Annotated in this window: 16 protein-coding genes; 1 reads left to right on the top strand and 15 read right to left on the bottom strand. The window is 37.3% G+C overall.

Features of this window, described 5'->3' with window-relative positions; genetic code table 11:
* Positions 1 to 185 precede the first annotated feature (185 nt).
* The 15 genes from AC4PID_RS16390 to AC4PID_RS16320 all read right to left on the bottom strand — a co-directional run bounded on the left by AC4PID_RS16390 (position 186) and on the right by AC4PID_RS16320 (position 13,343).
* Positions 186 to 689: an acyl-CoA thioesterase gene (locus AC4PID_RS16390; protein WP_492133066.1), complete on the bottom strand. Its 504-nt coding sequence runs from the start codon at positions 687 to 689 to the stop codon at positions 186 to 188.
* Positions 690 to 691: 2 nt separating this feature from the next.
* Positions 692 to 2,887 (bottom strand): bifunctional alpha,alpha-trehalose-phosphate synthase (UDP-forming)/trehalose-phosphatase, encoded by a 2,196-nt coding sequence (locus tag AC4PID_RS16385; RefSeq protein ID WP_492133065.1) that lies wholly within the window; start codon positions 2,885 to 2,887, stop codon positions 692 to 694.
* An 80-nt stretch (positions 2,888 to 2,967) separates the two neighbouring features.
* Positions 2,968 to 3,726, bottom strand: coding sequence for a bifunctional phosphoribosyl-AMP cyclohydrolase/phosphoribosyl-ATP diphosphatase HisIE (gene hisIE / locus AC4PID_RS16380; protein WP_492133064.1), 759 nt, complete (start codon positions 3,724 to 3,726; stop codon positions 2,968 to 2,970).
* A gap of 3 nt (positions 3,727 to 3,729) precedes the next feature.
* A complete protein-coding gene (gene hisF / locus AC4PID_RS16375; protein ID WP_492133063.1) occupies positions 3,730 to 4,497 on the bottom strand; it encodes an imidazole glycerol phosphate synthase subunit HisF in 768 nt (255 codons plus the stop codon).
* Entirely contained in the window at positions 4,494 to 5,216 is a 723-nt protein-coding gene (locus tag AC4PID_RS16370; RefSeq protein ID WP_492133062.1) for a 1-(5-phosphoribosyl)-5-[(5-phosphoribosylamino)methylideneamino]imidazole-4-carboxamide isomerase, read from the bottom strand. The genes hisF and AC4PID_RS16370 overlap by 4 nt, the downstream gene beginning before the upstream one ends.
* 24 nt (positions 5,217 to 5,240) lie before the next feature.
* Positions 5,241 to 5,834 (bottom strand): imidazole glycerol phosphate synthase subunit HisH, encoded by a 594-nt coding sequence (gene hisH, locus AC4PID_RS16365; RefSeq protein ID WP_492133061.1) that lies wholly within the window; start codon positions 5,832 to 5,834, stop codon positions 5,241 to 5,243.
* Positions 5,831 to 6,436 carry an imidazoleglycerol-phosphate dehydratase HisB gene (hisB, locus tag AC4PID_RS16360; RefSeq protein ID WP_492133060.1) on the bottom strand — a complete coding sequence of 202 codons (606 nt, stop codon included), beginning with the start codon at positions 6,434 to 6,436 and terminating at the stop codon, positions 5,831 to 5,833. The genes hisH and hisB overlap by 4 nt, the downstream gene beginning before the upstream one ends.
* 4 nt (positions 6,437 to 6,440) lie before the next feature.
* A complete protein-coding gene (locus AC4PID_RS16355; protein WP_492133059.1) occupies positions 6,441 to 7,475 on the bottom strand; it encodes a pyridoxal phosphate-dependent aminotransferase in 1,035 nt (344 codons plus the stop codon).
* Entirely contained in the window at positions 7,441 to 8,718 is a 1,278-nt protein-coding gene (hisD, locus tag AC4PID_RS16350; RefSeq protein ID WP_492133058.1) for a histidinol dehydrogenase, read from the bottom strand. Before hisD ends, AC4PID_RS16355 begins: the two co-directional genes overlap by 35 nt.
* Before the next feature lie 4 nt (positions 8,719 to 8,722).
* Positions 8,723 to 9,331 carry an ATP phosphoribosyltransferase gene (gene hisG, locus AC4PID_RS16345; RefSeq protein WP_492133057.1) on the bottom strand — a complete coding sequence of 203 codons (609 nt, stop codon included), beginning with the start codon at positions 9,329 to 9,331 and terminating at the stop codon, positions 8,723 to 8,725.
* Positions 9,325 to 10,191, bottom strand: coding sequence for an ATP phosphoribosyltransferase regulatory subunit (locus tag AC4PID_RS16340; protein WP_492133056.1), 867 nt, complete (start codon positions 10,189 to 10,191; stop codon positions 9,325 to 9,327). Before AC4PID_RS16340 ends, hisG begins: the two co-directional genes overlap by 7 nt.
* 346 nt (positions 10,192 to 10,537) lie before the next feature.
* Positions 10,538 to 11,383, bottom strand: a complete 846-nt coding sequence (locus tag AC4PID_RS16335; protein ID WP_492133055.1) for a metallophosphoesterase — start codon at positions 11,381 to 11,383, stop codon at positions 10,538 to 10,540.
* Positions 11,384 to 12,031, bottom strand: coding sequence for a transglycosylase domain-containing protein (locus AC4PID_RS16330; protein WP_492133054.1), 648 nt, complete (start codon positions 12,029 to 12,031; stop codon positions 11,384 to 11,386). It lies immediately after the preceding gene.
* Between the two features lie 129 nt (positions 12,032 to 12,160).
* Complete coding sequence (locus AC4PID_RS16325) at positions 12,161 to 12,940, bottom strand: hypothetical protein (protein WP_492133053.1); 780 nt, start codon at positions 12,938 to 12,940, stop codon at positions 12,161 to 12,163.
* A 94-nt stretch (positions 12,941 to 13,034) separates the two neighbouring features.
* Positions 13,035 to 13,343, bottom strand: a complete 309-nt coding sequence (locus AC4PID_RS16320; protein ID WP_492133052.1) for a PadR family transcriptional regulator — start codon at positions 13,341 to 13,343, stop codon at positions 13,035 to 13,037.
* A gap of 150 nt (positions 13,344 to 13,493) precedes the next feature.
* Here AC4PID_RS16320 and chrA point away from each other — a divergent pair, with 150 nt between their 5' ends.
* Positions 13,494 to 14,672: a chromate efflux transporter gene (gene chrA / locus AC4PID_RS16315; RefSeq protein ID WP_492133051.1), complete on the top strand. Its 1,179-nt coding sequence runs from the start codon at positions 13,494 to 13,496 to the stop codon at positions 14,670 to 14,672.
* Positions 14,673 to 14,772: the final 100 nt, after the last annotated feature.

Below are 14,772 nucleotides of genomic sequence, written 5' to 3'. Positions count from 1 at the left end.
ACTCCTAAATAAAATAGATTTTCACTATTGTTAACCGTTTACAATGTGGTTGAATAGTCTTTCTTAAACTTACATCAATTATGACGAATCATCGTCTATAAAAGTTTCAAAAAAAAATTGAAGTACTTATCATGATTATATCATTTAAAGCACTTCAATACATACCTGTAAATCATTAAAATTTATTATTTTTTTACATTATTTTGCTTTTTTTGCTTTATTTCTTCATACTTTTGTTTTCCCAAATTAAAGAGAAATTCTTCAGCATCATTTTTAGGGACTAAAGCCTCAACTTTTGCTGGTTTTTGATCCTCAAGATGAACCATAGTGAAGAACGCAGTCAAAGCAACCTCAGGCTCTTTAGAACTATGAACGTCTAAAACCAATACCGTAACTAAAACCTGCATAGAAGCATTCCCTACATATGCCAACTGGCCAACACAAGTTACTAGCTCTCCGATTTTTACAGCACGATGAAACTCCAGCTCGTCTACTCTTGCAGTTACAACCATACCCTTAGCGTGTTTTGCTGCAGCTATGCCAGCGATGTTATCCATTAATTTCATCAGTTCGCCACCATGTACATTACCAAAAATATTGCTATGATTTGGTTCCGTTACCATGCAGGTCTCTGCTCTAGAAAACCCAATATTTGAAAAGTCAATTGCCTCGTATAAATGATTCGTCATACTTAATTCCTTTCTATGTTTGAAAGCTTGGAGAGAAGTTTTCTAACGGATTGCCATGATCTTAAACGATATCTTGCTTTTGAATTTCCAAGCCCCACTTTAATACTATAATGCGAATCATTTAAAACTTCAAATAAATCTTCATCTGTAACATCGTCCCCTATACTCATTATAAAGTCATAATCAGTATTTTTAAGAAAAACTGACGCACCATATCCTTTATTAACACGTTTGTCTTTGACCTCTAAAACTTTATTGCCTTCCTGTAGTCCTATGGTCATTGAATGTGTCATAGCTGCAAGTGCTTCCCTCACCTCATGGAGTTTGGTCATAACAAGATCTGGATCACAAAGTCTATAATGGAATGCCAAAGAATAATCTTTTTCTTCTATTATAGAACCGGGCATACGATCGGCATAAACCTCCATAACGTGGTAGATAGAGTTCTTCCAGTCATTGTTTAGTGTCAGAGTCATCTCCCAGTCTTTACTTAATTCCTTGATCCAGAGTCCATGTGTAGCAATTAAATGTAAATCTAGGTCTCCTAGCCATTTATCAAGCGTAACATGATCTCTACCAGACACGATTACAACGGTATTTCTATCATCTTGTGCTAATCTCTCTAAAAGTTGTTTTAGCTCCTTATCTGGCTTTGCCTTTTCTGGAATTGATTTAAAACCGACTAACGTCCCATCGTAATCTAGTAGTATCAATCGTTTTTTACTTTCTTGATAGCTCGTTATAACGGGCTGTGCGCTTTTATCTAGATCCACTTGTGTCAATAGCTGAATCGGATCAGGTTCAATTGCTGAAAGCGTATTCATGAACTCATCCGCCCAAAACTTTACATTATAGCGTTTTAACCTCTTGTGCATGGTTTTATTGATCGATTCTCTTTCTGATGGCATCATTTCCATTGCATCTTTAATAGCGACTGCGATTTCATCAATATCGTTAGGATTAACGATGAAATATTCGCCCAGTTCACTGGCGGCGCCCGCTGTTTCACTGATAACGACCATACCTTTCAGATCTGTACGCGCCGCAATATACTCTTTAACGACTAGGTTCATGCCATCTCTGATTGGTGTAACCAAAAGTAAATCCGCTTTACGATAAAATGCGATGAGCTCCTTTTGAGTAAAGGACTGAAAGAAAAATATGATTGGCTGCCATTTAATCGTACCTAGTTCGCCATTTGTTTCACTAACGAGTATTTGTATTTCCTTGAGGAGTTCCTTATAGCTGTCAACCGCTTCTCTGGATGGTGCGACGATCAGTGTTAAACGTACTTTTCCCATATAATCTGGATTAAGCTCTAGAAATCTTCTAAAGGCTTTTATCCGTTCCGGTATACCCTTCGTGTAGTCCAATCGATCGATAGAAAGAATCATTTTTTGATCTGAAAGGGAAACTTCAATCTCCGAGATCTTATTTTCATATTCCTCATCATCAAATACCTTAGTGAAGAAATCATAATCAATGCCCATCGGAAATACATCAACCTTAATATAACGTTCATCATAAGTAATCTGGTTAAGATGATGTTCACAGCCTAGCAATCGTCTTGCACTGGAAAGAAAATGTCTCACATAATCAAAAGTATGAAATCCAATTAGATCCGCACCTAAGATACCTTTGAGTATATCCTCTCGCCACATAACGGTCCTAAAAATTTCATATGATGGAAAAGGAATATGAAGAAAGAATCCAACTTTAACATTAGGATGATTTTCTTTTATTAAACCTGGTAACATCATCAGTTGATAGTCATGAACCCAAATGATGTCATTTTCGTTTATATAGGGTTTAATGGTTTCATAAAACTTAACATTAACTGCTTTATATGCTTCCCACTGAGCTAGATTGTGTTCAACATAATTATTGAAATAATGGAAAAGCGGCCAAATCGTACTATTGGAAAATCCAAAATAATATAGGTCAATGTCGTTTTGGCTTAAATCAATTGGTATACACTTATAATCGTTAATCAATTTTTCATTAATAACTTTATGTTCCTTTTGATCTATTTCTTCAGATGGCAATCCAGTCCATCCCGCCCATAAGGCCGAAGAGCTTTCGTGATAGCTCTTTAAACCGGTCGCCAGTCCACCAATACTCATATGATATGAAATATGCCCATCCTCTTTTTTCAAGGTGACAGGCAATCGATTTGATACGAAGATTGTCTTTTGCATAATTAACTCCTTACTTTTACGATTCTATTTAATATAATGACATAACTATATATACCAAAAAGTAAGCATTTTAAACATTTTTACTCTTTATGCCTTTGTTTAAGTTCCTCTAAAACAGATGAAACTGACACACCGGACTGTACGAGAAGCGTCATAACATGATAAGTTAAATCCGCAACTTCACTGATTAATTCTTTAGACCCTTTTTCAATATTTTTAGCCGCAATAATAACTTCCGAGGCTTCTTCGCCTACTTTTTTTAGTATTTTATCAACACCACTATTAAATAGATAGGTTGTATATGACCCTTCTTTTCTCTCGTTGTAACGCTCCTTTATAACAGACTCTAGTTCATATAAGAAAGTGGGCATACTATATGAATCATTATTCGGTAAAATCTCTGATATATTTTCTTGACTGCGATAGATGTCTTCTTGTGTCTCAAAGCAAGAGACGGCACCCGTATGACAGGCTGGACCTTTAGGGGTCACATAGGCGATTAGTGTATCTCTATCACAGTCAGTTGAAAGTCTTACTAACTTCTGAGTATTCCCAGAAGTTTCGCCCTTCACCCACAACTCTGCTCGTGATCTTGAATAAAAGGTCATCACATTCGTGTCTAAAGTTTGGCTTAATGCATCAGAGTTCATATACGCAAGCATTAAAACCTGTTTGGATCTTTGATCTACGACAATACAGGGGATCAGCCCATCGCTAGACCATTTCAAACTATCTGTTATTTCAATATCAGATAAACCCAATTTTCTTTCGCTTATATCATTCGTAACTTGCAATTTTTGATTTTCTCGCATCTCTTGTGACTCTTGTTTCTCTTGCATCTTTTACATCACCTCTCTTATAACGATGCCACTTCTACTAAGCCTCGACTTTAAACTTGGAATCGCAAGTGTCTTATAGTGGAAAATACTTGCCGCAATAGCACCATCTGCTGCATCTAGCTCAAACAAATCTTCAAAGTCTTTCATATTACCTGCGCCTCCTGAAGCAATAATTGGGATATTTACCACTTCTCTAATTTGTTGCATCAAGGCTAAATCATAACCCTTTTTAACGCCGTCTTGATCGATGGCATTAATCACAAGTTCACCAGCGCCTAACTCTTCACATCTTTTTGCCCAGTTGATAGCATTATAAGTCGTTCTGTTTTTACCGCCGTGAGTATAGACAAAGTAATCTTCTCCAAGTTTTCTCACATCCATAGAAGCAACCATACATTGATTGCCAAATCTTTTGGCACCTTGATAGATGATTTCAGGATTAAGGATCGCTGCCGAATTGACTGAAACTTTATCTGCACCACTTAAAAGTGCATTATAAATATCATCAACCGTTCTTATACCACCACCGACAGTGAATGGGATTTTTATCGTTTCGGCGATTCTTTCTACAAGATTAATAAACGTTGATCGCATCTCGACTGTCGCATTGATGTCATAAAAGACAAGCTCGTCTGCGCCTTCATTTTGATAGTAAACCGCTAGTTCAATTGGATCACCAATTGCTTTAACAGCTTCAAATTTTATCCCTTTTGCTACATTTCCATTAACGATATCCAAACACGGTATAATTCGTTTTGCTAAATCACTCATACAATTCTCCTTTCCAATAATGCTTTCCCAACAATCACTGACTTTACTGAAAGCTCATCCAATTTTTCAATATCTGCCGAGCAACTAATACCACCAGAAGCGATGAAATTAATCCTGTTGTTTTTGCCAAATGCAACGAGCTGTGACATCAATTCAAAATTCGGACCTTCGAGCATACCATCTTTTTGTATATCGGTCACCATTATCTCTACGGGTAACACTGCACGATATTGTTCTAAAACACGCATTAGTTTTTCGTTTGAACTGGTTTGCCAACCGCTATGACACACGTAACCGTTATTCGTATCCAAGGCAAGGATGATCTTTTCGCCGTAGGTATTAAACAATTGCTCATATAGCACAAAATCTTTAAAAAACAAAGTGCCAATGATTACCTTTTCTGCCCCTAAATCGAAGTATTTTTGGAGGGTTGTTTCATCTCTAATACCACCGCCCACTTGAATTTTTAGCTGATTCTTATATCGACTTGCAATTGCCTCAATGCTTTTCGTATTTTCTATTGAACTTTGCCCATTTACCGCCGCATCCAAATCAACAATATGCAACCTTTTTACACCCATTTCTAACCACTGATCTATGAAAGCCTGTGGCGTTGAATCATAAAGGGTCTCGTCAGAATAATTGCCTTGCTTTAAACGCACTACCTTACCACCCTTAAGGTCGATTGCAGGTATAATCTCTATGTTTAATGGCTTCATCTACGCTTCTCCTTGCTTCATTTATTAAAACTTTCCTTCAACCGCCATTTTCAACCACTGTTGCCCTTCGTTACCACTTTTTTCAGGATGTCCTTGAAATCCAATGATATTGTCCTTTTTAACGATTGCGGGAATCTTTGCACCATAGAAGGTACTTGCAACGATTTGGTCTTCATCTTCTTCGACGACGTAATAGGAATGCACAAAGTACATGTATTGATTGGTATAAAGCCCCTCACTTGGTTGGGCTACCGTCAATCGATTCCACCCCATATGTGGGATAACTTCTGTATTGGGGAGTTCAATAACCTTTCCCTTTAATATGCCCAGGCCTTCAAACTCGCCGTGTTCAAAGCTACTTTCATACAAAAGCTGCATACCAAGACAAATCCCGATCAGCCTTTTACCCGATTTCGCAAAACCTCTAATGGCATTTACAAGCCCAAGTGATCTGAGATTTTCCATAGCAAATCCAAACGCGCCCACGCCGGGTAAAATTAAAACGTCTACAGCCATAAGACTCTCTTCGTTATCGACGAGTATAACCTTATAATCACTTAAAGCGTTTTTTATACTTCTTATATTACCTAACCCATAATTTACGATTCCTATAATCATATGACACCCTTTGTACTTTGAATATTGGTTTGAGTGACCAACGCACGTTTGATACATCTACCGACAGATTTGTACACCCCTTCAAACATATGGTGACGATTGGTGCCCCTTAGGACATCCACATGTAAGCAAACACGACTTTCTCTGACAAAGGCATTCCAAAATTCCAGATAGCTTTGTTCAATATTGCTCAGTGTATTTGATTCGAAACCACCCATATACAGAAAAGGTCTGCCACTTATGTCTAAAGCACTTCTTACTAAAGCTTCGTCCATCGGTAAAAGGCATTCAGAAAATCGCTCGAAGCTACCAATTTCCAAATATAATTTTCTAAAGGCTTGACCGATGCAGATGCCTATATCCTCAATGGTATGGTGTGCGTCTACCCAAAGGTCTCCAACGACTATTAGTTCAACTTTCAAACCTGCATAAAATAAAAATGCGTTCAGAAAATGACTAAATAAACCGATCGATTCAACGGCTGGTCCACCATTTGATTCTATCTCTATCTTATTTGACTGATCTTTTTCACCCAATTCAATTTGACTTAAAGCTAACTGGATATCCGTTTCTTTCGTTTTGCGTTTTACTTCAACTCTCATCGATTCAGCACTCCTTTAAAATCTTGTAAAAAGCCTCATAGGATTCAAGATTGGTAATCGTTATTCGTACAGACCTTTTCAATTTTTCTGGACCATCATCAAAAAAACGCAAACGAATCGGGGTCCTTTCAACTCTATTTTTGAAGCTTTGATACTTTTCCCATTCATCAAATGTAAATAACACAAAATTAGCACTACTTGGATAGACTTCTAATTCTTGTATCTCATCTAGTTGTGCCACTGCTAGATCTCTAACTTTTATCACCTGATCGATGTAGTTTTCAATTCTCGTCTCATAATCTAGTGCATAAATACCTACGGTCTCTGATAAACACGATATGTTATACGCCAATTTATTATCATTCATCTTATTTATGTTTTTCGCATTTGAAATTGCATAGCCAAGTCTAAGGCCAGCCAGTCCAAACGCCTTTGACAAAGTTCTGATAACGATCAGATTATCGTACTTCGACACCAATCCCAACGCACTTTCATTTGAAAATTCAATATAGGCTTCATCAATTACGACCATCCCTTGCACTGCTGAAACCACACTCTCAATTTCATCTAGATTGAAGATTTGTCCCGTTGGATTTTGTGGATTAGTAAAGAATACGACGTCTGGATTGACCTTTTTTATTTCAGATATAAATTCAGGAACATCAATTAACAAATTATCGAAAACAAGCTTTTCAATATTGCCACCCACGATTCTCGTTAACCGTTCATATTCTGAAAAAGCTGGATCAGCAGCAAAAGATAACTTTTTAGCTGTGAAAAAACTCTCCATGACGAGCTTGATTAGCTCATCAGAACCATTGCCAATAATCATTTGATCTACAGTAAAGGTCAGTCCCTCTTTACGTGAAATACGATTGCTTAACTTTTCTTTGAACTTGATATTATAAGGATCAGGATATCGATTCATTCCTTTTAATAGTTCACCAATTTGCCATAACTCACTATAATCCCACAGTGATTCATCCGCCTCATTTGCATCTAATTTAATTGCCATTTCTTCTTCTAATCGCATTTGCATGTGCTTCTAGCCCCTCCATCTCCGCAAATTTTATTACCTGACTTGCCACTCTATCTAATGCCTCTTTTGTATAATTTAAATAATTGACTCTTTTCTGGAAATCATATACGCCAAGTGAAGAACTAAATCTTGAATTGCCGTTTGTCGGCAAAGTATGATTTGGTCCAGCCAAGTAATCCCCAAGTGCTTCAGGCGTCGATGCACCGATAAAGATCGTTCCGGCATTTATAAATCTCTCAAACACATCATTCGCGTTTTCTACTAGCAGTTCCAAGTGCTCTGGTCCAATAGCATTGATGATTGTAATCGCTTGATCAAGTGAATCATATAAGTAAACAAATAGACCCTTTTCAAAGGACTGTTTCGCAATGCTGGGATTTGCCAACGACTCTATTTGTCTCTTTAACGCTTCAACGACGCGATTACCATTTGCTTCACTTTTAGTTAACAAAATCGCCATTGCCGAAGTGTCGTGCTCAAGTTGAGACAAGAGGTCTGACGCGACAATTTCTGAGTCAACTGTTTCATCTGATAATACTAGGATTTCACTCGGCCCTGCCAGCATATCGATCCCGACCTCACCGAAAACCATTTTCTTAGCTAAAGTCACGTATTGGTTGCCTGGTCCGAAGATTTTATCTACTCTTTCAATGCTTTGCGTACCATATGTCATTACCGCAATTGCTTGTACACCACCTATTTGATAAACCTCTTCTACTCCCAAAAGATAGGCTGCCGCCAACACCGAGTTCAATGCTTCTTCAGATGCTTGAGGGGGTGTAAATATGGCGATTTGATTAACACCTGCTATTTGAGCTGGAATGACATTCATGAGTAAGGTAGATGGATATAGCGCTTCACCACCTGGCACATAAAGCCCAACACGTCTTATCGGTAATACTCTCTGGCCCATAAATTTTGATTCGTCCTTTATTTCATAGCTTTGAGAAGCTTGCATTTCATGAAATCTTTTAATATTTTGAATTGCCGTTCTCATTGCATCGATAAAATCATCTGATTGACTCTCATATGCTATTTTTAATTGATTCGTTGGAATTCTTGGACAATTAATATCGAGTCCATCAAACTGTAATGTATAAGACTTAACTGCTTCATCACCCTTCATTCGCACATTAGTTAATATGTTTTTTATGGTACTCTCATCCTGATCCAGTTGAGATACTCTTCTAAAGCTCAGTTCAGTCATTAATTCATTAAGCCTATCTGTTTGTATGATTTTCATCGCTTTATTTCTCCTCACATAGTTTTATAAATGACTGTATTTCAGCAGATTTTGTACGAAAGCTCACTTGGTTTGAAATGATAAGCGGTTTAATTTTTAAATAGCTTTCATAAACCTTAAGGCCATTCTCTCTTAAGGTATCCCCCGTTTGAACGATATCAACGATATAATCTGAAAGCGAAATCAGTGGTGCAATTTCCACACTGCCTGACAAAGATAAAATCACAGGATTTATTTTTTTTTCATTTAAAAATCGTTTTGCCAAGGTTGGATATTTCGTTGCAACCTTAACCCCATCAGATAACGCGGGGGCATCTACTGGCCCAGCCAAACACAGCGTACAAAGTGCATAGCTAAGCTCTCCTACCTCATATACAGATCTATCATTTTCAATAACTGTATCCTTACCAACGATGCCAACGTCTACAGCACCAAGCTCAACATAAAGCGGAATATCTGCCGCCTTTAGTAAGATGAGTTCCATGGTTTCGTCACCATTGTAAAATCTAAGCTGCCTTGAATGATAAACTTGGTTGAGATCAAAAGAACACTTCGATAGGATTGACTTAGATTCATCTAAAATTCGCCCCTTTGCAATAGCAACTCTTAGCATGAAATCACCTCCATTGGAATCGTAAAGCCACATCCTGCAACCTCAAAGGCTTCAAAATAGTAGCAGCCACCACTTACACTTAACAGGTGATTTTCCTTATCGTAGATGCGATAGCTTAGTCCACTGTAGTATGGCTTACTTGCATCTGGTAAACCCTCAAACAGCAAATCGTTCCCTATTCTTTGACTAATGACTTCTAACCATTGTGTCAGTTTGTTAAATATCGTAATGTTTTCAATCATACTTAAAACGAGATCAAGTTGAATCGGATGGCTTGTCAATTTTACTAAGACTTCGATGACATTTATTGAAACTGCACTCTGTTCAAGGCAAATTCTAATTTCTTTTGCGTTTCGTCTCTTGATAAAATACAATAGTTTCTCCTTCTCTTCTTCTCCTAAACTTAAATCGTCTAAGACTTCCATAAATAAGGCTTCATTGGACACTTCCACGAGTAGATTGGAACGTTCCTTTGCCTTAAGTAATGTAATCGCAAGCTCTAATGATTCCAAGCCATATGCTAACTCAGCATTATTTTGTTCCAACTTAGCAATGCCAAACTTAGCATTTTCTATCCCAATTTGATAAACCTCATTTAATTGATTTTTTTCAAAGTCATAATTATAGTTGGGTTCAAAATAGTAGACATTTTGCTCAATTTTATTTGTCTGTGATAAAACCATAGCCAGAGTCGAATCACATCTTAAATTCAATACTCTGCCATCTGGTGAAGTCACTTTAATTGCATTTTTTTGTTCAACTTCACTGAGGTAAATTCTAGTTTGATTGAAATCACTCAGCAATGGTGTCTCAATTTTTTGATAACCTAGTTCAATCAATTTCTTTTCAATAACCTTCATACATTTTCACCCTTATTTTGTATTTTTTAACATTTGAAGATAATAAATATCGCTTATTTACCACATAATTTCAGCATATTTGCAATTTAGAATATAAAAAAACCGTGCGTTGACCGAAGTCTACGCACGGTTAATATCTAAGTACGCAGACACAAGCACGAACAGAGCTTGCATCCACGGTGGACACAAACTCTAGCTGTGATGATGATGGTACCTAGTTGTAATTGATAAAGTCGAAAGTTTCATAATTAACTCCTATTTGGAAAAGATATTATATGCATAATACTCCAATCCAAATCGTCTGTCAAATGCTTTTTGATAGTTTTTCAATATTTTGCATAAATATTTATTTTGATGTGAGATTTATGAAAATTAACTCAGGTTGATTATAGAGCCTAGGAATTCTGGTAGACTCTCTCGCTAACCCACGGCTGACGATTAATGTACGATCACCCATATCGTATCGCCCACCAGCGTATTTGGGGAAAAATCCCTCATCAGGTGCGAGTAATCCGTTAATCAAAAAAGGCAATCGCCACTGCCCACCATGAGCGTGCCCCGAAACAGCGATATCATAGCTACCATCTAAATAGGTCAGTGCGTGTAAGGGTCTATGAATCAACAAGACATTATATGAATCTGATGTTGTCTCTTGCGCTTTAATGATCTGGTGGGACTGATTTTCAAATTCTGAAGAGATTTGATTTATCGACGGATCGTCAATGCCAGTTACTGTAATCTTATTGCCATTGACTTCTACTTCTTTTTTATCACCTTCTAGAACTGTGATGCCATAGGCTTTTACAAGTCGTTTAATGGCTGCTTGTTCGCCACTCCATATCTCATGATTGCCCGTTACATAATAGCTCGGATACCGGTTTTGAATGCCTTTTAATAAAGCAATCGCACCATCATGCGACATTCGATCATCAAAGATATCACCGCCTAAAAGCACCAAGTCGGGTGATTCACTTTCTAAAGCACTAAGAAGCTCAATTTGATTTTCACCATAAACACACGAATGTAGATCCGTAATGACTGCAATCTTCACTTCACTATTAATTTTATTTGACGCAACATTATACGTCACTATTTTAAGTGATTGATCCAATCCCAAAAGAACAAATAGTGTCAAAATGCTTAATATAACAATTCCTATGATCATCTTTTTACTTCTCACAATCTTCTTCATTTAAAGTGTTCCATCCTCACTTAAACTGTTTGGATTTCTATACCCGGGATTTTTAATCGTCTGTACCAGCTGCTCAACTTCTTCCTGAGTCAACTCATCTGGTGCTTTATCAAAATAATAACGCGAGGCTTCGTTGATGCCATAGCAGCCATTGCCCATGTAGGTAACGTTGCAGTAAAGTTCTAGGATGTCTTCCTTTGAGAAATTTTGTTCCAATTTAAAGGCAACCAGAAGCTCTGCTACTTTTCGATCTAGCCTTTTTTCAAAGGTGAAATACATATTCTTAGCAAGCTGTTGGGTAATGGTACTACCACCTTGAACATAACTTTTTGCTTTAAAATTCTCTATAACGGCCCTAAAAGTAGACTGAAAATCAATCCCAATATGCGTATAGAATCGTTGATCCTCTGAATCGATAAGTGCATCTGTATAAGCTACTGGAATTTCTGATAGCTTTAAAAAGTTTTCATCGGCTCTTATCTCCATCACCTTTGTATCAATAGGTACGCTAGAAATTGCATTTTTATACATATCATAGCCTCGAACAATTGTCGGTAAAGATACAATTATCGCCAATACAAAAATTAAAATTACAGAAATGCCAATATTTCTTAATCCCTTTTTATAAAAATCCCTATTTCTTTTCATCGTTTCCACCTCATACTCTCATACTAATTGAAAGTAAGTTAATCAGCCATAACCTTGCCTTACGGCAAACGAACATTTTTGTAAGGTTAAAAAAAATGCTCAACGAGTTTCCCCATTGAGCATTCTTAATTATAACGTCATAAAGTTAGTGACCAAATTAGCACCACAACCACAGCCAGCATCACTGCTACAGCCACAAGTACCACCTGATTTGTGTCCGTCTGTAATAATAGACTCTTGTTCAATGCCAACCATCTCCAAATGAACGATGGTATCGCTAACAAAAGCATCACTTCCGACGACATAAAATAAAGGTTCTTGGATAAATTTCATAAAGATTTCTTGAAGCTCAAAATCAAGATGATCATAAAACTCACCACGATGCTTTAAGTACTTAGACTTAAATGTACTGAGTTCATCCTCGATTTTAACAAACTCATCTCTATAAATGGCTGAGTTTGCGTCTACATTGATTTGAATCAATTCAGGAATCATTGTCTGATCTTTTTCAAAAGCTTTAACCAGAGCCCTTGTAGCTGCAATTCCAACACCATTGGATAATAAGAATATAGGTCTGTTTTCTCTCTTAAGAGCAAATTGACCTTCAGGCTTAGAAATTTCAAGCCATTGACCTACTTTTAGCTCAGATAACGCTGCCTTATATGCACTTCTATCTTCACGCACTCTTGTGGTAAATCTTATTTTCTTTTCTGATGGTAAAGTGGCGTGAGAAAATTTCTTTCCTTGTTCCATCCCAGATACCATTAAAAATACTTTTGAGCTATCGCCCTCTTTCCAGTTTAATTCCTCTTCGCTACTGAAATCAAAAGAGAAAGTTTCATCAGAATCCTGATTAACGTTTTCAAGTCTTAGCCATAGTCTAGGCTTACTTGCACATGCACAACTCATATTAGTCCTCTCTATTACAATCACTTGTTGATATTGGTTCTCATTTAGAGATTATAACATTTTCGCATTCTGGCGTCAAACCACTTTTCTACGCCTAGGAGTCAATCTCCTTAAACAGCTCATAAGCCCTTTTTTGAGCTTCCTTGAGGACCGCCTCACCTGATGGCGTTGTCGTATAATATTTTCTAATTTTACCTTCTACTACTTTGTCAGAAACCGCTAAAAGGCCTCCTTTTTCCATGTCATGAAGAATGGGATAAAGCGAACCTGGACTGATATCATAGCCATGCTCAGCGAGTTCCTCTAGCATCCAACTGCCATAGATTGCTTCTTTTTTAGCATGATGAAGTATATGAATTTGTATAAAACCTAAAAAAAGCTTTCTCATAATTTTTTCTTGCATAAAGCATCTCCTTTAGGGTATATTATTGATATCGAATTTCGTTATCGCATTTCGATATCGAATGTTTATATCGTTTATATTTCTAATTGTATATGGATTTGAAGATAATTTCAAAGTAATATTTGAATCGTTTTTTTTAAAGGAGATCATATGAGCACAAACATAAAACGAAGCACATTTTTAAAAGACGTTTTTATCTGTTCACTAGGTGCCTATGGTGGGCCAGAAGCTCACTACGGTGTTTTCACGGATCAACTGGTTATTAAAAAGAAGTATCTAAGCGAAGAGGAACTGGTTGAATTAATTGCTCTCTGTAGCATTCTTCCTGGTCCAACAAGCACACAGACCATAGTTTCTATCGGATATAAAACAGGTGGTCCACTTTTAGCACTTTTAACGATGCTGGTTTGGGCTTTACCAGTCTTAACGATGATGACACTTTTGTCTTTTCTATATCAGTTCTTAAGTGATAAAAATGTTTCTAGTGATCTTTTAAGATTTATAGGACCAATGGCAGTTGGTTTTATTATTTTAGCAGCTTATCGGATCGGGAAAAAAGTCGTAACTGACAAACTAACCGTTTTTCTCTTTTTGTCCAGCGCACTGATTACCTATTTTATAAGATCACCATGGATCTTCCCGACGGTTCTAGTCATTGGTGGTATTATTAGCGTCATCGCCTCAGGTGAAGACAATTTATTTGAGCGCGTTAAGCTCATGCCTAAGTGGGGTTATTTCATAGCATTCGCAAGTATCGCCCTCATCAGTATTGGGCTGACTTTGACCGTCGATCACGTTCTTGTTCATTTATTTGAAAGCTTCTATCGCTATGGTTATCTAGTATTTGGTGGTGGACAAGTTGTCGTTCCTGTGATGCATAGCGAACTCGTCGACGGCTATCACTACATGACAAATGCAGAGTTCTTGACAGGCTACGGCCTTGTACAAGGCTTACCTGGTCCTATGTTTAGCTTTAGTGCCTACGCCGGCGGTATGGCAGCGAGAGGTCACGGCTGGCTCACCCAAGTTCTCGGTGCGGTGATCAGTGGTGTCGGAATCTTTTTACCGGGTCTATTATTAATCTATTTCATCTATCCCATCTGGGAAAAACTCAAAAGCATCAAAGGCATCAAAATTTCTCTAAAAGGGATTAACGCTGTTGCTGGTGGACTGATTGCTGTTGCATCTATTATCCTGATGCAAAAGAGTGGCTTTACACCGATTAACCTTATCGTAACGGTTGTCACAGTCGGATTGCTTGCTACTAAAAAAATACCTGCACCTTTGTTGGTGCTTGCATCACTCCTACTCGGTGTCTTCTTAGGGTAAAATATGTTATGATATTATAGAAAACTAAATTGATATCAAAATGAATATCGATATCAAAACAGAAATAGATATCGTAAAGAACTTCAAACAATAATTAAAG

Source organism: Fusibacter sp. QWL-12, from assembly GCF_058683495.1.
Note: the sequence above shows the minus strand (reverse complement) of the source record. Positions and strands in the feature narration are given on the sequence as shown.